Genomic DNA, 17447 nt, shown 5'->3' on the forward strand with positions numbered 1-17447 from the left:
TGCAGGAGACGGCGAGAGCGGCGGTGGCGGCACCGGCAGCAGATCGTGCGTCGCGGCAGTACGAACTCGGTGCGCTATCGGCGCGCGATGATGCTGTTGGCCTCGGCCGGCGGGAACAGGGTGCCGGTGATCGCCCAGCTGGTGCAGGCCGACGAGGACACCGTCCGGGACGTCATCCACCGGTTCAACGAGACCGGCCTGGCCTGCCTGGACCCTCGGTGGGCGGCCAGCCCTTCACTCGCTGGTCACTGCGCAAGCTCATGGCCTACCTGCGCAAAGTCCACGGCCGGATCATCCGGCCGCGAAGCATTACGCTGCCTGCTCGCGCGCCGCGGCTTCGCGTTCGACGAGTTCGGCCCGCTGGGGATCAGGCCCACCGCAGGCTCCGGCTGGGCAGAGCAGCAGCACCCCGACGGGCTGCCCGCCACCTACCACCGCACCCACGGGGTGCGCTACTTCCACGGCTGCTGCTCGATCGGCGACGACACTCCAACGCGAACGCCTGCCACCGCGACGTCCTGGCCGCCGAACGCAAGGAACGCGCCCGCATCCGAAGTGAGAAGGGCATCCGCTGGGGCGGACGCCTTCTCGCCACCGCAGCCTGATGAACCCGGCGAACCTAACCGACACCCTGCGCCACCACGTCGGTGCGTTCGTACTCTTCGCACAGCGCAAAGACGGCTCGGCGGGTCCGGGCTTGAGAGGGGTGTCCGGTCTTTTGGAGGGGACACCCCTGACGGGTCGGCCCTGGTCGCCGTCTATCGGCGACCGTCAGGTAGGACTTCTCCTCGCAGAAGGCCTCGCGCACCGAGGCCGTCGGGCCGCGGCCGGGATAGACGGTCCGGTCCGGCCATGCGCCCGGCCGTCCGCAGGGCGGCGGCGGTCATGATGTCGGGGGTGCCGGACTCCGGCAGGCAATGGCCTGCGCCGCGCAGCGGCAGGAAGCAGGTGACTGCCGATCAGCTCGTGAACCAGGGGTTGCCGCCGCCGAGGGACCAGACCGATACCTTGGTGATGCCCAGGTCTGCCAGGACGGCCAGCTTGCGGTCCATGGCGGTGCTGTCGACGTAGTCGTACAGGACGCCGCCGGATGTCCAACGGATCTCTCCGGACGAGGGGTCGCGGCGCCTCTCCACTGTTGCCGGGTCGCTGGAGAAGCCGGGGCTCTGCTTCATGGCACTGAACTGGATGTTGCCGTTGACGGAGTTCAGATCGCAGGGGTCAGGAGCGCTGTAGCCGTACGAGGGCAGGGCCATGACCAGGCGCGAGGTGTCCGGGACCTTGCTCTTGGCGTAGTTGGTCACCGTCGCGAGCCAGTCGTACGGGGTGATGGGCAGACACCGGGCCCCGTCCGGGGTGTCGTACTGCTCGTCGTAGGCCATGATGGCCAGTTCGTCGACTCCGGTGGCGATGACCTGCGCGTAGTCATAGAACGACGCGTCCTCGGTCATCGCCGGAGCGTCGACCTGAAGGCGCTTGCCCTGGGCATGCAGGGACGAGGCGAGCTGCTGGAGGAACTTCTTGTAGTTGGAGAAGTCGGTGGTGCTCCAGGACCAGTAGTCCTCGAAGTCGACGTCGACGCCGGACAGGCCGTTATTGGTGATCAGCGTGGTGAGCTGTGACACGGCGTTGGACCGCTTGGTGCTGCTGCTCACCAGCGCACGCACGTCGCTCGCGGTCATGCCGGAGACCGTCGGGTACTGAGATGCGGAGTGTGCCTTGAGGTCGGCGACGTTCGCCGTGCTGTAGGCGTTGCACAGACCCTCCGCGGTGGTCTCCAAGTGCAGCGTGCCGTCTGAGTTGATGTACCAGTACTCGGGCTTGAGCGCGCCGGACTTCACGCGGTCGTCGCGGTACTCGGCAGGGGCGGTGCACTGCGACTCGCCGGGCGAGCCCGGGTAGAGCCAGGCCTGTCGCTGTATACCGGATGCGTCAGCAGCACTGCTCGACGCGGGGTAGCTCACGGTGATGCCTGTGGCCAGCGCTGTGACCGCGAATGCGGCCGCGACTATGGTGGAGAGTCTTCGAGTACGCATGACCATGTCTCCTTTGGGCTTTGGGCTTTGGGCTTTGGGCTTGGAGATCTCCGCCTCGGCCGGCGTGGCCGGTGCGGGCGTTGAGGGGTTGATTGCGGGTCTGCCAGGACTCGGCCCGGCGGCTGTGGTGACTACTCCTGGCCGGTCCAGTAGGGATCCAGGGCGAGGGTGTCCGCCCCGGGGACGGATGACGCCGCGGTCCAGGATCCGCCGAGCACCTGTCCGGAGTCCGGTCGGGACGACAGTGCCAGCTGGGTGTGGATCCGGTACCGGTCGCCCCGGTAGACGGAGTGGGTGAATTCCACGGCACGGCCCTGAGCGTCCCTGGTGACACGCTCGAAGAGCAGCGCCGGTGTGTGCAGTGGCACCTGGAGGAGTTCCGCTTCGGCCTCGTCGATCACCGTGGGTTCGATGATCTGTTCGGCGTCGGTGAGGAGCAGGCCATAGCGCTGGCCCAGGAGTTGATACAAGGAACCCGTTTCCACGTCCTTCGTGGTCAGGCCGGGGACCAGGGCCTCGGGCAAGTGGAGTGTCTCGATGCACATGGGTGCGTCGTCCACCAAGCGCAGACGGGCGATACGCAGAACGGGCTCGCCCGGTGAGAGCTTCAGTCGACGGCCGATCCGCGGTCCGGCCAGAACGCTGCGGAAATCCACTGTCCGGCTGTACCAGGTGCCGTTGACAGCCCCGACGCCAAGGCGCGGACCGGGCATCCCGGACGGCTGGGCCAAGTGCTGCGCGATCTTGGCCTTGGCCACAAAGACGCCACGTCCGTGTTCGCGGATGAGCAGGCCGTCGCGTACCAGGTCGTCGACCACCGACCGCAGCGTGGGACGGGATACTCCGAGCTCCTCGCACAACTGCCGTTCTGCGGGTATCGGACGCCCGACCGCCGTTTCTTCGACAAGGTCGAGCAGGCGCTCGCGGATCCGCTCCCGCTTCTGCCAGCGGCCCTCATTCTTGACCATTAACGCACCAATTCTCCTTGCAGATGAACCAAGTCGACGGTGTGGACGTTAACACTTGCAGCCCTTGTCACAGTCGCGTGCCGCACTACCCGGACCAAGCGACTCCGGGCACTTGACGTTGACCAGAGGGTCACTCAGGATGTGGCCACTCGTCAATAGGTGGTCAATATTTGGCTCCAGCCGGCCAATGCAGCATTCCCCGCCCCATGACCTCCGCCAGTCCGTGACCTTGCCGGCCTCCTGCTTTCCCCGATCGGAGACTCCCGTGTCTGTGCCCTCCACCAGACCTCATTCCCGGCTCGGCCGCCGGACCCGCGCCTTTGCCGTGGCGGCCGCCGCCGCGCTGACGGCGGCCGCCTGTACTACCGGGACGACGCCCACCAAAGCGGACACCGGCGCCGGTGACACCGCCCCGGTCACCATCACCTTCTGGCACGGCTTCAGCTCCGACCACGAGGTTGCAGCGGTCGATGCGGTCCTCGCCAAGTTCCACGCGAAGTTTCCGTACATCACGGTGAAGAGCGTCAAGGCGCAGACCGACGACAAGATCAACCAGGCCATCCGGGGTGGCACCGCCCCCGACGTGGCGGCCTCCTTCAACGCGGCCAATGTCGGCGGTTGGTGCTCCAGTGGGGCATTTGAGGACCTGACGGCGAACATTCGCGCTGACCACATCGACATGAACCAGATCCCGAAGGCTGTCCAGTCCTATACCTCGTTCGGGGGCAAGCGGTGCACCATGCCGTGGCTGGCAGACACGTTCGGCCTCTACTACAACAAAAAGCTTCTTGCGAAGGCCGGGCTGACCGCGCCGCCCAAGACGATGAGCGAGCTGGCCTCGTACGCCAAGAAGCTCACCACGTTCAACCCGGACGGCTCCATCAGGACGGCCGGCTTCATGCCCTATCTCGGCGCGTACCAGATGCTTTCCGAGCACCTGGTTCCCAGTTGGGGAGGTCGGTGGCTGAAGAGCGACGGCACGTCCAACACGGCCGCGGACCCCGCCTTCGCAGCAGCACTGACCTGGCAGAAGTCCCTGGTCGACTGGTTCGGGGCGGACAAACTGAAGAAGTTCAAGGCCGGGATGCCGGACGAGTTCTCCGCGCAGAACGCTTTCGAGACCGGCAAGGTCGCGATGATGATCGACGGTGAATGGCGCACGGCCTTCATCAAGAACGACAAAGCCGACATCGACTACGCCACCGCACCTGTGCCCGTCGCCGACAACAGACCCGACCTGTACGGCTCCGGGTACGTGGGCGGAAACGTCATGGGCATACCGCGCAACGCTCCTCACCCGGGTGCGGCCTGGAAGCTGCTCAAGTTCCTGACCACCGACACCGACGCCGTCTCCTCGCTGGCTGCGGCGATCGGCAATGTCCCGACCACACTCCCGGCACTCGAGGCCGGGGCTCCGGCCTTCGCCAAGGAACCGAACTTCGCGACGTTCCTGTCGGTATTCAAGAACCCGCACACCTCAACTACACCGCCCGCACCCAACGGCAACGCCTACATGACCAGCTTCGGCCTCTTCGTGGACAAGTGGCAGAACGGCAAGGTGCCTGACCTCAAGGCCGGCCTGGCCACGCTCGACAAGCAGAACGACGATGCGCTCAAGCTGGCTCAGTGAAAGGCGAGCGGCAGCCCGTATGAGTACTGTGCACGCACATCCCGAGCCTGCCGTCGCGGCACGTCGCGCCAAGCGCAGGCGCAGCCGGACCCGCGTCCTGCTGTTCCTGTCCCCGTGGCTCGTCGGTTTCACTGTATTCCTGGTGTATCCGCTGGTGATGACAGTCTGTCTGTCATTCACCAACTCCAACATGATCTCCCAGGCCCGCTTCGTGGGTCTGCGCAACTACCGCTATCTGCTGACCAGCGATCCGCTGATCTGGCAGGCCATCCGCAACACCGGCTGGCTGTTGGCCGTCATGGTGCCCGCGCAGGTGCTCTTCGCCCTGGGAGTGGCCATGGTGACTGCCCGGCTCAAGTCCGGCGCCGGAATCTTCCGAACCCTGTTCTATCTGCCCGCGCTGGCTCCTCCTGTGGCCGCAACGGTTGCCTTCGTGTGCCTGTTCAACCCTGTCTCCGGGCCGGTGAACCGTATATTGGGCCTGTTCGGCATTGACGGGCCGCTGTGGTTCGATTCGCCCGACTGGTCCAAACCGGCGCTGACAATGCTCGCGCTGTGGGGCAGCGGCACTCTGATGGTGATCTTCCTGTCGGCGTTGCTCGACGTGCCGGCCGAGCAGTACGAAGCAGCCGAACTGGACGGCGCCAATGCCTGGCAGCGCTTCCGCTACGTGACGTTGCCAGCCATCTCGCCGGTGGTGCTCTTTGCCACCGTGACCGGTGTGATCGCCGGGTTGCAGTACTTCACCCAGGCCATGGTCGCCTCACAGGTGGCCAACGGAAACGTGCAGGCGTCTCCCGGCTACCCGGACGGCTCGACCCTCACCTTCCCTCAGCAGCTCTACGTCACCGGATTCACCCAGTTCCATGTGGGCTACGCCTGTGCTCTCGCCGTGGTGCTCTTCGTGGTGGCCATGGCGTTCACCATCGTCCTGCTGCGCCAGGCGTCGGGCTTCAACCCTCAGGAGAGGCTGCGATGACGACGTACGCGCCCCTGCGCACCAGAACAACTCGTCCCTTCTCACCGCACCGGGCCGCCTCCGGCCGGGCCCACCGACGCACCGCGCTGATCTGGGTCGCCAACCATGCCGTGGCACTCGGTATGGCCTGCCTCTTCCTCGGTCCGATCGTGTTCATCCTGCTGACCTCGGCAATGACCGACCAGGAGTCATTGACCACCACCCTGTGGCCGGAGCACTGGCAGTGGTCGAACTATGCATCGGTCTTTGACAAGGCACCGCTGGCCACCTGGCTGGTCAACTCGGTGATCTACGCGGTGGCTTCCACCGCGGCCACCCTGCTGTCGAGCGTCCCGGCCGCCTACGCCCTGGCGCGGTTCTCCTTCCGGGGCCGCAGCACCGCCTTCCTCGGCGTCATCACGATGATGATGCTGCCCCCTCAGGTACTGGTCATCCCCATGTACTTGATGTGGGCACGCATGCACCTGACCGGGACTCTGTGGCCACTGATCGTTCCGTCGTTGTTCGGCGACGCGTTCTCGGTCTTCCTGCTGCGTCAGTTCCTGCTGACCATCCCGGAGGACTACCTCAACTCGGCCAGGGTCGAGGGGTGCAGCGAACTGCAGGTCCTGACCAAGATCGTGCTGCCGATGATGCGTCCGGCGCTCGTGGCGGTGGGACTGTTCGCCTTCTTCAACGCCTGGAACGACTACTACGGCCCACTGATCTACACCGGGGAGAACCCCGACCACTGGACCCTCGCCGTCGGTCTGGCCAGCTTCAAGACCGCGCACGCCGTCCAGTGGAATCTGACGATGGCGGCCACAGTGATCGCGATGGCACCCGTGATCGTCATCTTCTTCTTTGCGCAGAAAGCCTTCATCGAAGGTGTCACCCTCACAGGAGTAAAAGGTTGAAGATCACTGTCATCGGCGGCGGTTCGACGTACACCCCCGAGCTGATCGATGGATTCGCCCGGTTGGGCCTCCCCGTCGAGGAGATAGCCCTGGTCGATCCGGACACCAGCCGCCTCGCGGTCATCGCCCCGCTGGCCGGCCGGATCCTGGCCCGTCTTGGGCATCCCGCCAGGGTCACGGCCACCGATGACCCGGACGCGGGCGTCGACGGCGCCGACGCCGTACTGCTGCAGCTCCGCGTCGGGGGCCAGGGCATGCGGCACATCGACGAGACCCTGCCGCACGACTGCGGGTGCATCGGCCAGGAGACCACCGGCGTCGGTGGCCTCGCCAAGGCGTTGCGCACCGTGCCCATCGTCCTGGACCTCGCCGAGCGAATCGCCAAACGTGCACCAGCGGCGTGGATCGTCGACTTCACCAATCCGGTCGGTATCGTCACCCGCGCGTTGCTCGACGCCGGACACCGGGCGGTCGGACTGTGCAACGTCGCCATCGGATTCCAACGGACCTTTGCCGACTGGCTCGGCGTCGACCACCAGCGGCTCAGCCTGGAGCATGTCGGACTCAACCATCTGACCTGGGAGCGGGCCGTACTGCTGGACGGCGTCGACGTCATGCCGCAGATCCTCGCCGAGCACGGCAGCGACCTCGCGGCCCGGCTTCACATGCCGATCGAGGTCGTCCGCCGTCTCGGTGCCATTCCCTCCTACTACCTCCGCTACTACTACGCCCACGACGACGCACTCGCCGAGCAGCTGCGCGGCCCGTCCAGGGCCGAGCAGGTCGCTGCCATGGAGGCCGAACTGCTGTCGGCGTACGCCGATCCCGCTCTCGCTGAGAAGCCCGCCCTGCTGGACCGGCGGGGCGGCGCCTACTACTCCGAAGCCGCGGTGCAACTGGTGCAGGCCCTCATCGCCGATACCGGGGAGGTCCGGGTCGCCAATGTGCGTAACCGGGGCACCCTGCCCTTCCTGCCTGACGATGCGGTGATCGAGGTTCCCGCGCGGATCGGCGCACACGGCGGCGTACCACTGCCCGTCGACCGTGTGGAGCCGCTCTTCGCCGGTCTCATCGCCCATGTCACGGCCTACGAGGAGTTGGCGCTGGACGCCGCGCTGCGCGGCGGGGCAGACCGAGTGGCCACCGCGCTGCTCGCCCACCCGCTCATCGGACAGGCCGACCGCGCCGCGCGGCTGACGGACCGGCTGATCGCCGCCAATCGCCAGTACTTGTGGTGGGCCTGATGGACGCTGGTCTGCTGCTCGCGGTGGATGGTGGCAGCAGCAAGACTGATGTCGCCGTGCTGCGCACCGACGGGACAGTGCTCGGCCGGGCCAGGGGCGCGGGGTTCCGGCCACAGCGGATGGGCACCGAGGCCGCGATGCAGGTGCTGGAGGAGGTCCGCGCCGATGCGTTGGCAGCCGCGGGGCTGCCATCCAACGTGATGGTCGACGTCGTCGCGGCCTTCCTCGCCGGGGCGGACCTCCCCGGTGAAGTTGAGGGGCTCCGGCAGGCAGTGAGGGCGCGCGGCTGGGCCGGTGTCCAACGGGTCGACAACGATACGTTCGCCGTTCTGCGTGCTGGTGCGACACGGCCTTGGGGTGTTGCCGTCGTCTGCGGCACGGGTATCAACTCCGTCGGTGTCGCGCCCGACGGCCGCACCGCGGGATTCCCCGCGCTCGGCAGGATCTCCGGGGACTGGGGTGGCGGGGCAGACATCGGTACCGCGGCCCTGTGGCATGCGGCGCGCAGCGAGGACGGACGGGGCCCGGCCACCGCGCTGCGCCACGTCGTCGCCCGCCACTTCGGCCTGAGCACCGTCGCCGAGGTGACGGCAGCCGTGCACACCCGCGAACTGGACGAGATCCGACTCAGCGAGCTGTGTCCGGCGGTGTTCGCGGCCTGCGATCAGGGCGATCCAGTGGCCGCATCTTTGGTGGACCGGCTCTCAGATGAAGTGGCTGCCATGGCAATCGCACTCCTGCGGCGGCTGGACCTGGACACCGCGAACGCCCCGGAGGACCCGGAAGTCGTCCTCGGCGGCAGCGTGCTGGCCGCACGACACCCCCGTTTGCTCACCGGGGTGACGGCCCGCCTCGCCGCTGCCGTTCCCCGCGCCCGGCCGACGGTGAGCGTCGCAGCGCCGGTGTACGGGTCAGCCCTGGCCGCCCTCGACGTGCACCCGCACACGACAGACACGGCACCCGCGACGCTGCGCGCGGCATTCGCTCACACGACGGACGGAACTTGCACACGCCGATGAAGCGGAGCACGCCCGCTGGATTCGTCGTTGAGTTTCGGCATCCCGCGCATGGCCAAGGCGGGGTTCGGCGGCCCCACCCTGGGTCTTGCGGTGGAACGGTGGATGTGGTGCGCCGAGGGTGGGTGCTGCGGATGTCCCGGGCCAAGGATGTTCTGGGAGTGACGGCGGACGGTGTTGTTAGCGGCTCGCCCAGCGGAATGCCGCGAGCCAGGTCGGCCATCAGGGCCAGGACAACCAGGCACGACAGGGCCAACACGAAGGTACGCAGCCGCCTGGCGGAACGCGCTGCCGACCTCTGCTCCCGGTCACGGGCCGCGAGGCCGGCGGACAGGAACGACTGTTTCAGCGGGGTGAGGCGAGCGCGTGGCTCCGTCACCCCGAACGTTTCCTGGGCGGTGGCCGGCCGAGTGCCCCGGTAGAGGGCTCCCGAGTCGCGGTCCAGGTCCTGCCAGGCTCGTGCGGCCTCGGTCAGATGGCGGTGGGTTCGCAGGCGGTCGCGTTCGGCGTCGATCCATCCTTGGCGCGGCGCCCCGTGCGCCAGTGCTGTTCGTCCGGGACCGCGGGCTCGGGTGACATTACGGCTGCACCTCCGGTGTCTCCTTCGTCGGGCGGGCGAACCGGCTCAACAGTCCCACCAGTTCCGGGAGTCGGTCGGTGAGGTAGAAGTGGCCGCCGGGGTGGACCCGCACCTCGAACGGCCCGGTGGTGAGCGGCTGCCAGGCGTGCAGGGACGCGACCGTGGCGCGTGGGTCGCGGTCGCCGCCGAACACGGTCAGCGGCGCGGCAATCGGCTCGTCCACGCTGCACCGGTATGTCTCGTTCACCGCGAAGTCCGCGCGCAGCAGCACCTGGAGGCGCTCCATGAGCTCCCGCTCGTGCAGGATCTCCTCGGGTGTGCCGCCGATGACGCGCAGTTCGGCGATCAGGGCGTCGAGAGGCAGGTCCCGCAGCGCCCGGTTCGGCTCGGCGAGGTGCGGCGCCGCGCGGCCGGAGACGAAGACGTGCGCGGGCGGTGTCCGCCCGTCTGTCTCCAGGCGCCGGGCCAGCTCGAACGCCACGACGGCGCCCATGCTGTGCCCGAACAGGGCGTAGTCGCCGGTGAAGTGGTCGCCGATGGCGTCGAGCAGGGCGTCGACGAGCGGCTCGGCCCGGTCGTAGGGCGGCTCGGCGAACCGCTCGGCGCGGCCGGGCAGTTGGACGGGGCAGATCTGCACGCCGCCTTGCGCATGGCGTCTCCAGCCCGCGTAGACCGTGGCGCTCGCGCCCGCGTTCGGCAGGCAGAACAGCCGGGGGCCGCCGGACGCGGGCGGCCCCGAGGGCAGCCAGGCGGTGCCCGGGTGTGCCGGGGTATGGGTGTCTGTGGTCATGATGGTCGGCTGCTCCCGCTCAGTCGATGTCCAGGGTCAGATACGCGGGCGGCGGCTGGATGGTGTCCAGCGCGGATTCCAGTACGAGGCGGCTGTCCTCGCGTTCCATCTGCGCGCGATCCGCTTGGTCTTGGTGTTGACGCCCTCGGTGGGGCGCAGCTTGGCTCACATGGGCCGTGACGGCAGGCGATGAAGGAGCCACCCCGCGACGGTGGACTTCGACCTTCCAAGTCGGCGAGCTTGTGCTGACGGTGTTCACCCTTCTTCGCCACCGCATCCTCCTCGGACAGCGGCACGCCCCGTCCCCGCGCACCCTGTCCGGCCGGGCCGTGGAAACAGGGTCGCGTCCGGGTTGGGGCCTCCCGCCCTCGCCCGTCTGCGTGGGGCCGGCCTGCGCTCGGTGGCCCGGCGCGAGGTGACGCCCGACCCCGAGGACCGCGTCTGCGCGGCCGGATCGTCCCCTCTGCGTCACACGAGTCCGGCCAGCCAGTCGACAACGGCCTGCGCCGTTTTGTCGGCATGCTCCTCCAGCATGGTGAAGTGATCGCCCGGTACCTCCGTCACGGAGTACGGATGCGGCCAGGACGTCTGCCAGTCATCGGGCCCGGCCGGCTCGGGCAGCGCGCCGTCGAGCGCCTCGGAGGCCCGCACGAGCAGCGTGGGAACGGAGATCCGCGGCTCCTCCCAGGTCTCCAGCAGTTCCAGGTAGCGACCCATCGCGGACAACCTGGTGTCGGTGAACCCGAGGATGTCGCTCTCCCGCTGAGCCATCCCCGCGAACACCGCGCCCAGTACGTCGTCGGTCTCCGTCGCGGACCCCCACTCGTCCGGCAGGTACGTGTCCAGCATCGCCACGCCCGCGACCGTCCGGCCCGCGCACTCGAGACCCGCGGCGACGGCCTGGGCCAGCAGACCGCCCGTGGAGTGGCCGACGAGGACCAAGGGTCGGTCGGGGATGTCCTGTTCGAGCGCCTGGAGGTGGTGCTGTACCGCCGCCTCCAGAGTGACGGGCAGCGCCTCGCCCTCCCCGAAGCCGGGGTTGGCGAGGACACGTACGTCCTGGGCGGGCTGGAAGGAGGCGGCAAGACGCAGGTACTGCTGGACGCCGCCCAGCGCGACGATCGACGGGACGCACACGACGACGGGGCCGGGACCGGCGCTCCCCCGGGCGATCCGCACCGGAGCCGGCGCCCGCAGGACCGCATCCTGCCCCGGGTGCCCGGGACCGGTGGCGTCGAACGCCGGGCGCAGCCTGGCGAACTCGCGCGCCATGGTCAGCGCCACGGCGGGCCGCCCGGCGTCGCACGCCTGCCGGAACAGCGCGGTGAGCGGAGACTCCGCCCGGCCGCCGCCGGGTGCGGCGGCCGCGGTGCCCGGCTCGCCGGGCGCCGGGGCGGCGGCGAGTCCGGCTGCCAGGAAGCGGGCGAGTCCGAGCGGTGTCGGGCGGTCGAATACGGCGCTCGCGCTCAGCTCGACGCCCGTGGCGGCCGTCAACCGGTTGCGCAGCTCCACGGCGGTCAGCGAGTCGAGGCCGAGCTCCAGAATGCCGGCCTCAGCGGGGATCTCCTCGACCGAGGCGTGTCCCAGCACCACGGCCACGTGCTCCCGTACGACCATGACCAGCGCCGCCTCGCGTTCCGCGGACGGGAGCCCGGCGAGCCGCCGCCGTGTCCGGTCGGCCGCTTCCCGCGCGTGCGGTGCGGAGGCCGCCCGGCGCACGGGCCGTACCAGGCGACGCAGCAGGGGCGGCACCGGTCCGGCGCCCGCCCACCTGCGCACCGCACCCGGGTCGAACGATGCGGCCACGACAGCTGGCGCGCCGAGCCCCAGTGCGGCGTCGAAGAGGGCCAGGCCCTCCTCGGCGCTCATCGCCTTCACCCCGGCCCGGGCCATCCGCCGCCGGTCCGCCTCGCTCAGCTCCCCGGTCATGTCGCTGGACGGGGCCCACAGGCCCCACGCCAGCGACACCGCCGGAAGCCCTTGCGCCCGGCGCGAAGCGGCCAGGGCGTCCAGGAAGGCGTTCGCCGCCGCGTAGTTGCCCTGCCCCGGGCCGCCCAGTACACCGGCGGCCGAGGAGAACAGCACGAACGCCGACAGGTCCATGTCCCGTGTCAGCTCGTGCAGATGCCACGCCGCGTCGGCCTTGGAGCGCACCACCTCATCGACCTGCTCATCGGTCATCGAGGCGATCGTGGCGTCGCGTACCAGACCGGCCGTGTGGACCACCGCCGACAGCGGCACCCCCGCCAGCAGTTCGGCCAGCGCCTCCCGGTCCGCCACATCGCACGCGGCGACATCGACCCGGGCGCCCAGCGAAGCCAGTTCCTCGGCCAGTTCCCCGGCGCCCGGCGCGCTGGGGCCACGGCGGCTGACGAGCAGCAGACGCCGCACACCCCACCGCCGTACCAGATGGCGTGCCACCAAGCCGCCCAGCGTCCCCGTGCCACCGGTGATCAGTACCGTGCCGTCCGCCGACCACTCCGGCGGCTCGCCGTCGCCGGGCACGGCACGCGCCAGCCGGGCCGCCAGCACCCGGCCGCCCCGCACCGCCAGCTGGTTTTCCTCCCCCAGCGCCAGGGAGGGCAGAATCTCCGGACCGGCCGCCTCGTCCACGTCCACCAGCACCAGCCGGCCCGGGTACTCGCTCTGCGCCGAACGCACCAGACCCCACACGGCGGCGCCCGCCGGGTCCGTGACGGCCTCGTCCGGGCCGGTGCTCACCGCGCCATGGGAAAGCACCACCAGCGGCGGCCCGGCCGGGTCCGACCGGTCGAGCCACCGCCGCACCTCCTGCAGCACCTGACGGACGGCCACCGCCGGCGCGGCGGGCAGCGTCCGGCAGTCGGCGACCTGCGGCGCGGGGCGCTCCGACGGCGGGACCGCGCCACCGGCGACCGGCTCCCACCGCACTGTGAAGAGCCCGTCGTCGCCGCTCCGCCCGGCGGTGGCCAGTTGCTCCAGGGGCACCGGGCGGGACAGCAACGACCGCACCGAGGCCACGGGCGCGCCGTCGGCGTCGGCGATCTGGACGCGCGCAGTCTCCGGTCCTTCCTGGGTCACCCGCACCCGCACCGCGGAGGCGCCGACCGCGTGCAGCCGCACCCCGGTCCAGGCGTACGGCAGCAGCGCCTGACCGCCGCCCTGCTCGGCCTGTTCCTGGGCGCTCACGGCGAGCACGTGCAGCGAGGCGTCCAGCAGGGCGGGGTGGACACCGAACCGTCCCGCCTGCTCGGCGGCCTCGGCGTCCAGGGCGACCTCGGCGTAGAGGTCGGTGCCCTGTCGCCAGACGGCCCGCAGGCCGCGGAAGGCGGCTCCGTACGCGTAGCCGTGACCGGCCAGCCGGTCGTACATCTCCTCGGTCTCGTCCTCGCCGAGCACCGGTTCCGCGCCGGCCGGCGGCCACTGCGCCAGGTCGAAACCGGTCTCGCCGTCGGAGTCGTCCGTGGTCAGCACGCCGTCGGCATGCAGTACCCAGCCGTCGTCCTCGAACGCCTCCGAACCGCCGGCGGGCTCGGGCCTCGCGTACGCCTGCACCGTCCTGCGACCTCCGTCCGGGGCGCCGACCACCAGTTGCAGCCGCACCGCGCCGGTCTCCGGAAGCACCAGCGGTGCGTGCAGGGTCAGTTCCTCCACTACGTCGCAGCCGGCTTCCTCGCCGGCGCGCAGGGCCAGTTCGACGAAGGCGGTGCCGGGCAGCAGCGCCGCCCCGCCTATCGTGTGGTCGGCCAGCCATCCGTGGGTCCGCAGGGACAGCCGCCCGGTCAGCACGACGGCGCCGTCCGCGCCGGCGAGGGCGACGGCCGCGCCCAGCAGCGGGTGCCCGGCGGTCTCCAGGCCCGCCGACGCGACATCCGCCGCCCCGGCCGTGGCATCCAGCCAGTACCGCCGGTGCTGGAAGGCGTACGTGGGCAGCGCCACCCGGCGGGCGCCGCTGCCGGCGAACGCCTCGTCCCAGGTGACGGCCACGCCGTGGGTGTGGGCCTCGGCGAGGCTGGTCAGCAGCCGCGTCCAGTCGTCCTCACCGCGCCGCAGCGTGCCGAAGGCCGCCACCGGGACACCCTGCTCCTCGGCCGTCCGCTGCACCGCCGCGGTCAGCACCGGGTGCGGGCTCACCTCGATGAACGTCCGGTGCCCGGCGGCCGTCAACTCCCGCACCGCGTCCTGGAACCGTACGGTGTCCCGCAGGTTGCGGTACCAGTGGTCGGCGTCGCAGGCCACGGTGTCGAGGAGTCCGCCGGTGACCGTGGAGTAGAACGGCACCGTCGCCGACCGCGCGGTCAGTGAGCCCGCCACCGCGGTGAACGCCTCACCGATGGGCTCCATCTGTGCGGAGTGGTACGCGTACTCGGTGCTGACCTCGCGGGTACGGACCCCGTCCGCGGCGCACGCGGCCACGAAGCCGGCCAGTTCCCCGGTCCCGCCCGCGACCACGACCGACTCGGGGCCGTTCACCGCCGCGATCTCGAGGTTCCCGGTGAGCCGGCCGCGGACCTGCTCCTCCGGCAGTTCGACCGCGGCCATGCCGCCCTGGCCCGCCACGTCGGCCTGCCACAGCAGCCGCGCACGCGCCGCGATCAGCGCCGCGGCATCCGGCAGGGACAGTCCCCCGGCCACGCACGCGGCGGCGATCTCGCCCCGGGAGTGCCCCACCACAGCGGCCGGGCGCACCCCGTACGACTCCCACACCGCCGCCAACGACACCATCACCGCGAACAGCACCGGCTGACCGACATCCACCCGGTCGAGCGACGGCGTGCCCTCCTCACCACGGACCACCGCGAGCAGCGACCAACCGATGTGCGGAGCGAGCGCCGCCGCACACTCGGCCATCCGCGCCGCGAACACCGGCGAGCTGTCCAGCAGCCCGCGGGCCATGCCCACCCACTGCGAGCCCTCGCCCGAGAACACGAACACCGGCTGGTGGTCCGGGGCGGGCCCGCCCCGGAGCACACCGGCGGCGGGGCGGCCGTCCGCGACGGCCGTGAGACCGGACAGCAGCACGTCGCGGTCCCGGCCGACGACGACAGCACGGTGCTCGAACAACGAGCGGCCCGTGGCCAGGGAGTACCCGACGTCCACCGGACGCAGCGCGCCGTCGGCGGCCGTGGACTCCGCGAGCCGCCGCGCCTGCTCCGCCAGCGCCGCGGCGGAACGCGCCGACAGTACCCACGGCACCGGCGCGCCCCCACCGTCGGCCTGCGGTGCGTTCCCCGCCGGTTCCTCGGCAGGTGGCTGTTCGAGGATGACGTGCGCGTTGGTGCCGCTGATACCGAAGGACGACACCGCCGCACGGCGCGGCCGGTCCGCCTCCGGCCACGGCTGGTCCTCGGCGAGCAGTCTGACCGCGCCCGCCGACCAGTCGATGTGCCGGGACGGCTCCCCGGCGTGCAGGGACCGGGGGATGACGCCGTGCCGCATCGCCATGATCATCTTGATGATGCCGGCGACACCGGCGGCGGCCTGCGTGTGCCCGAGGTTGGACTTGATGGACCCGAGCCACACCGGCCGGTCCTCCGGGCGCCCCCGCCCGTACGTGGCGAGCAGCGCCTGCGCCTCGATCGGGTCACCCAGCGTCGTACCCGTTCCATGCGCCTCCACCACGTCCAGCTCGGACGGATTGAGCCGGGCGTTGGCCAGCGCCTGCCGGATGACGCGCTGCTGCGACGGGCCGTTGGGCGCCGTCAGGCCGTTGGACGCGCCGTCCTGGTTGACCGCGCTGCCGCGCACCACCGCGAACACGGGGTGACCGTTGCGCCGGGCGTCGGAGAGCCGCTCCACGAGCAGCAGGCCGACACCCTCCGACCAGCCGACGCCGTCGGCCGCGTCGGAGAACGACTTGCACCGGCCGTCGGGCGCCAGGCCCCGCTGCCGGGAGAACTCCACGAACGTGGTCGGAGTGGCCATCAGCGCCACGCCGCCCGCCAGGGCGAGGGAGCACTCGCCGTTCCGCAGCGCCTGCACGGCCAGATGCAGGGCCACCAGCGACGACGAGCACGCGGTGTCGACCGTCACGGCCGGGCCCTCGAACCCGAAGGTGTACGCCACCCTGCCGGACGCCACACTGCCCGCGTTCCCGGTGGACAGCAGCCCCTCGAAGCCCTGGGGCACCTCCCGCAGCCGGGCGGCGTAGTCGCTGTACATCACCCCGGCGAACACACCCGTGCGGCTGCCGTGCAGCGACGCCGGGTCGATGCCCGCGCTCTCCATCGCCTCCCAGGCCGTCTCCAGCAGGAGCCGCTGCTGCGGGTCCATCGCCGTCGCCTCACGGGGGCTGACGCCGAAGAAGCCCGCGTCGAAGTCCGCCGCGTCGTGCAGGAAACCACCGTGCCTGCTGTACGACGTACCCGTCCGGTCGGGATCCGGGTCGAAGAGGCCGGCCACGTCCCAGCCGCGGTCCGTGGGGAACTCCGATACGACGTCCTCGCCGTCCACGACCAGCCGCCACAGATGGTCCGGGTTCTGGATACCGCCCGGGTACCGGCACGCCATGCCCACGATCGCGATCGGCTCGTCCGCCACGGCGGCCACCGCAGGCTCGGCGCCCGCAGCGTCGGCGGCGCCCACCAGCTCGCCGAGCAGATACCGCGCCACCGCAGCCGGGCGGGGGTGGTCGAAGACCAGCGTCGCGGGCAGTCGCAGCCCGGTGACGACGCCGAGCCGGTTGCGCAGCTCCACGGCCGTCAGCGAGTCGAAGCCCAGCTCGCTGAACGCCCGGTCCACGCCCACCGCCTCGACACCGGCGTGGCCGAGCGCCGCAGCCGCCTCGGCCCGGACGAGGTCCACCAGCAGCCGCTCGCGCTCGGGCTCCGTGAGTCCCGCCAGCCGCCGCGCCAGGTCCGAGGTACCCGCGCCGCCCGAGGCCACGCGCCGCGACGGCCGCACCAGGCCGCGCACCAGCGGGGGCAGCTCCGGTCCCAGCCGCTGCAGGGCGGACAGGTCCAGACGCATCGGGAGCACGGTGGCCGCCGGGCCCGCCGTGGCGGTGTCGAAGAGGGCCAGGCCCTCCTCGGCGCTCATCGCCTTCACCCCGGCCCGGGCCATCCGCTGCCGGTCCGCCTCGCTCAGCTCCCCGGTCATGTCACTGGACGGATCCCACAGGCCCCACCCCAACGACACCGCCGGAAGCCCCTGCGCCCGGCGCGTCACCGCGAGCGCGTCCAGGAAGGCGTTCGCCGCCGCGTAGTTGCCCTGCCCCGGGTTGCCCAGGACACCCGCGGCCGAGGAGAACAGCACGAACGCCGACAGGTCCGACTCCCGCGTCAGCTCGTGCAGATGCCACGCCGCGTCGGACTTCGCCCGCAGCACCTC

General features: G+C 70.7%; 9 protein-coding genes and 1 pseudogene. 6 read left to right on the forward strand and 4 right to left on the reverse strand.

All coding sequences use genetic code 11. From position 1 onward, the window contains the following. Nucleotides 1-129: 129 nt before the first annotated feature. Nucleotides 130-605, forward strand: a pseudogene (locus AB0I54_RS43320) (hypothetical protein). A gap of 354 nt (nucleotides 606-959) precedes the next feature. Here AB0I54_RS43320 and AB0I54_RS43325 read toward each other — a convergent pair. Then, a complete protein-coding gene (locus AB0I54_RS43325) occupies nucleotides 960-2036 on the reverse strand; it encodes a glycosyl hydrolase family 18 protein (protein ID WP_363301881.1) in 1077 nt (358 codons plus the stop codon). A 131-nt stretch (nucleotides 2037-2167) separates the two neighbouring features. Next, nucleotides 2168-3004, reverse strand: coding sequence for a GntR family transcriptional regulator (locus AB0I54_RS43330; RefSeq protein ID WP_363301882.1), 837 nt, complete (start codon nucleotides 3002-3004; stop codon nucleotides 2168-2170). 139 nt (nucleotides 3005-3143) lie between these two features. Here AB0I54_RS43330 and AB0I54_RS43335 point away from each other — a divergent pair, with 139 nt between their 5' ends. The 5 genes from AB0I54_RS43335 to AB0I54_RS43355 are packed head-to-tail and all read left to right on the forward strand — an operon-like array spanning nucleotide 3144 to nucleotide 8772. Further along, entirely contained in the window at nucleotides 3144-4634 is a 1491-nt protein-coding gene (locus tag AB0I54_RS43335; protein ID WP_363301883.1) for an ABC transporter substrate-binding protein, read from the forward strand. Nucleotides 4635-4653: 19 nt separating this feature from the next. Further along, complete coding sequence (locus AB0I54_RS43340) at nucleotides 4654-5613, forward strand: sugar ABC transporter permease (RefSeq protein ID WP_363301884.1); 960 nt, start codon at nucleotides 4654-4656, stop codon at nucleotides 5611-5613. Next, on the forward strand, nucleotides 5610-6509 hold the full coding sequence (locus AB0I54_RS43345; RefSeq protein ID WP_363301885.1) for a carbohydrate ABC transporter permease: 900 nt from the start codon (nucleotides 5610-5612) through the stop codon (nucleotides 6507-6509). The genes AB0I54_RS43340 and AB0I54_RS43345 overlap by 4 nt, the downstream gene beginning before the upstream one ends. Beyond that, a complete protein-coding gene (locus AB0I54_RS43350; protein ID WP_363301886.1) occupies nucleotides 6506-7753 on the forward strand; it encodes a 6-phospho-beta-glucosidase in 1248 nt (415 codons plus the stop codon). Before AB0I54_RS43345 ends, AB0I54_RS43350 begins: the two co-directional genes overlap by 4 nt. After that, complete coding sequence (locus AB0I54_RS43355) at nucleotides 7753-8772, forward strand: BadF/BadG/BcrA/BcrD ATPase family protein (RefSeq protein ID WP_363301891.1); 1020 nt, start codon at nucleotides 7753-7755, stop codon at nucleotides 8770-8772. Before AB0I54_RS43350 ends, AB0I54_RS43355 begins: the two co-directional genes overlap by 1 nt. Nucleotides 8773-9347: 575 nt before the next feature. Here AB0I54_RS43355 and AB0I54_RS43360 read toward each other — a convergent pair. Together AB0I54_RS43360 and AB0I54_RS43365 are read right to left on the reverse strand one after the other, a co-directional pair. Further along, entirely contained in the window at nucleotides 9348-10139 is a 792-nt protein-coding gene (locus AB0I54_RS43360) for an alpha/beta fold hydrolase (RefSeq protein WP_363301887.1), read from the reverse strand. A gap of 468 nt (nucleotides 10140-10607) precedes the next feature. Beyond that, nucleotides 10608-17447: SDR family NAD(P)-dependent oxidoreductase (locus tag AB0I54_RS43365; RefSeq protein WP_363301888.1), on the reverse strand; the 6840-nt coding region annotated here is incomplete at its 5' end.

It is taken from the genome of Streptomyces sp. NPDC050625 (assembly GCF_040654755.1).
In the GTDB taxonomy this organism is placed as follows: domain Bacteria; phylum Actinomycetota; class Actinomycetes; order Streptomycetales; family Streptomycetaceae; genus Streptomyces.

Excerpts from the sequence above, each read along its gene's own strand:
- AB0I54_RS43325 (WP_363301881.1), bottom strand. The coding sequence starts at position 2,036 with ATGCGTACTCGAAGACTCTCCACCATAGTCGCGGCCGCATTCGCGGTC.
- AB0I54_RS43330 (WP_363301882.1), bottom strand. The coding sequence starts at position 3,004 with ATGGTCAAGAATGAGGGCCGCTGGCAGAAGCGGGAGCGGATCCGCGAG.
- AB0I54_RS43335 (WP_363301883.1), top strand. The coding sequence starts at position 3,144 with ATGTGGCCACTCGTCAATAGGTGGTCAATATTTGGCTCCAGCCGGCCA.
- AB0I54_RS43340 (WP_363301884.1), top strand. The coding sequence starts at position 4,654 with ATGAGTACTGTGCACGCACATCCCGAGCCTGCCGTCGCGGCACGTCGC.
- AB0I54_RS43345 (WP_363301885.1), top strand. The coding sequence starts at position 5,610 with ATGACGACGTACGCGCCCCTGCGCACCAGAACAACTCGTCCCTTCTCA.
- AB0I54_RS43355 (WP_363301891.1), top strand. The coding sequence starts at position 7,753 with ATGGACGCTGGTCTGCTGCTCGCGGTGGATGGTGGCAGCAGCAAGACT.
- AB0I54_RS43360 (WP_363301887.1), bottom strand. The coding sequence starts at position 10,139 with ATGACCACAGACACCCATACCCCGGCACACCCGGGCACCGCCTGGCTG.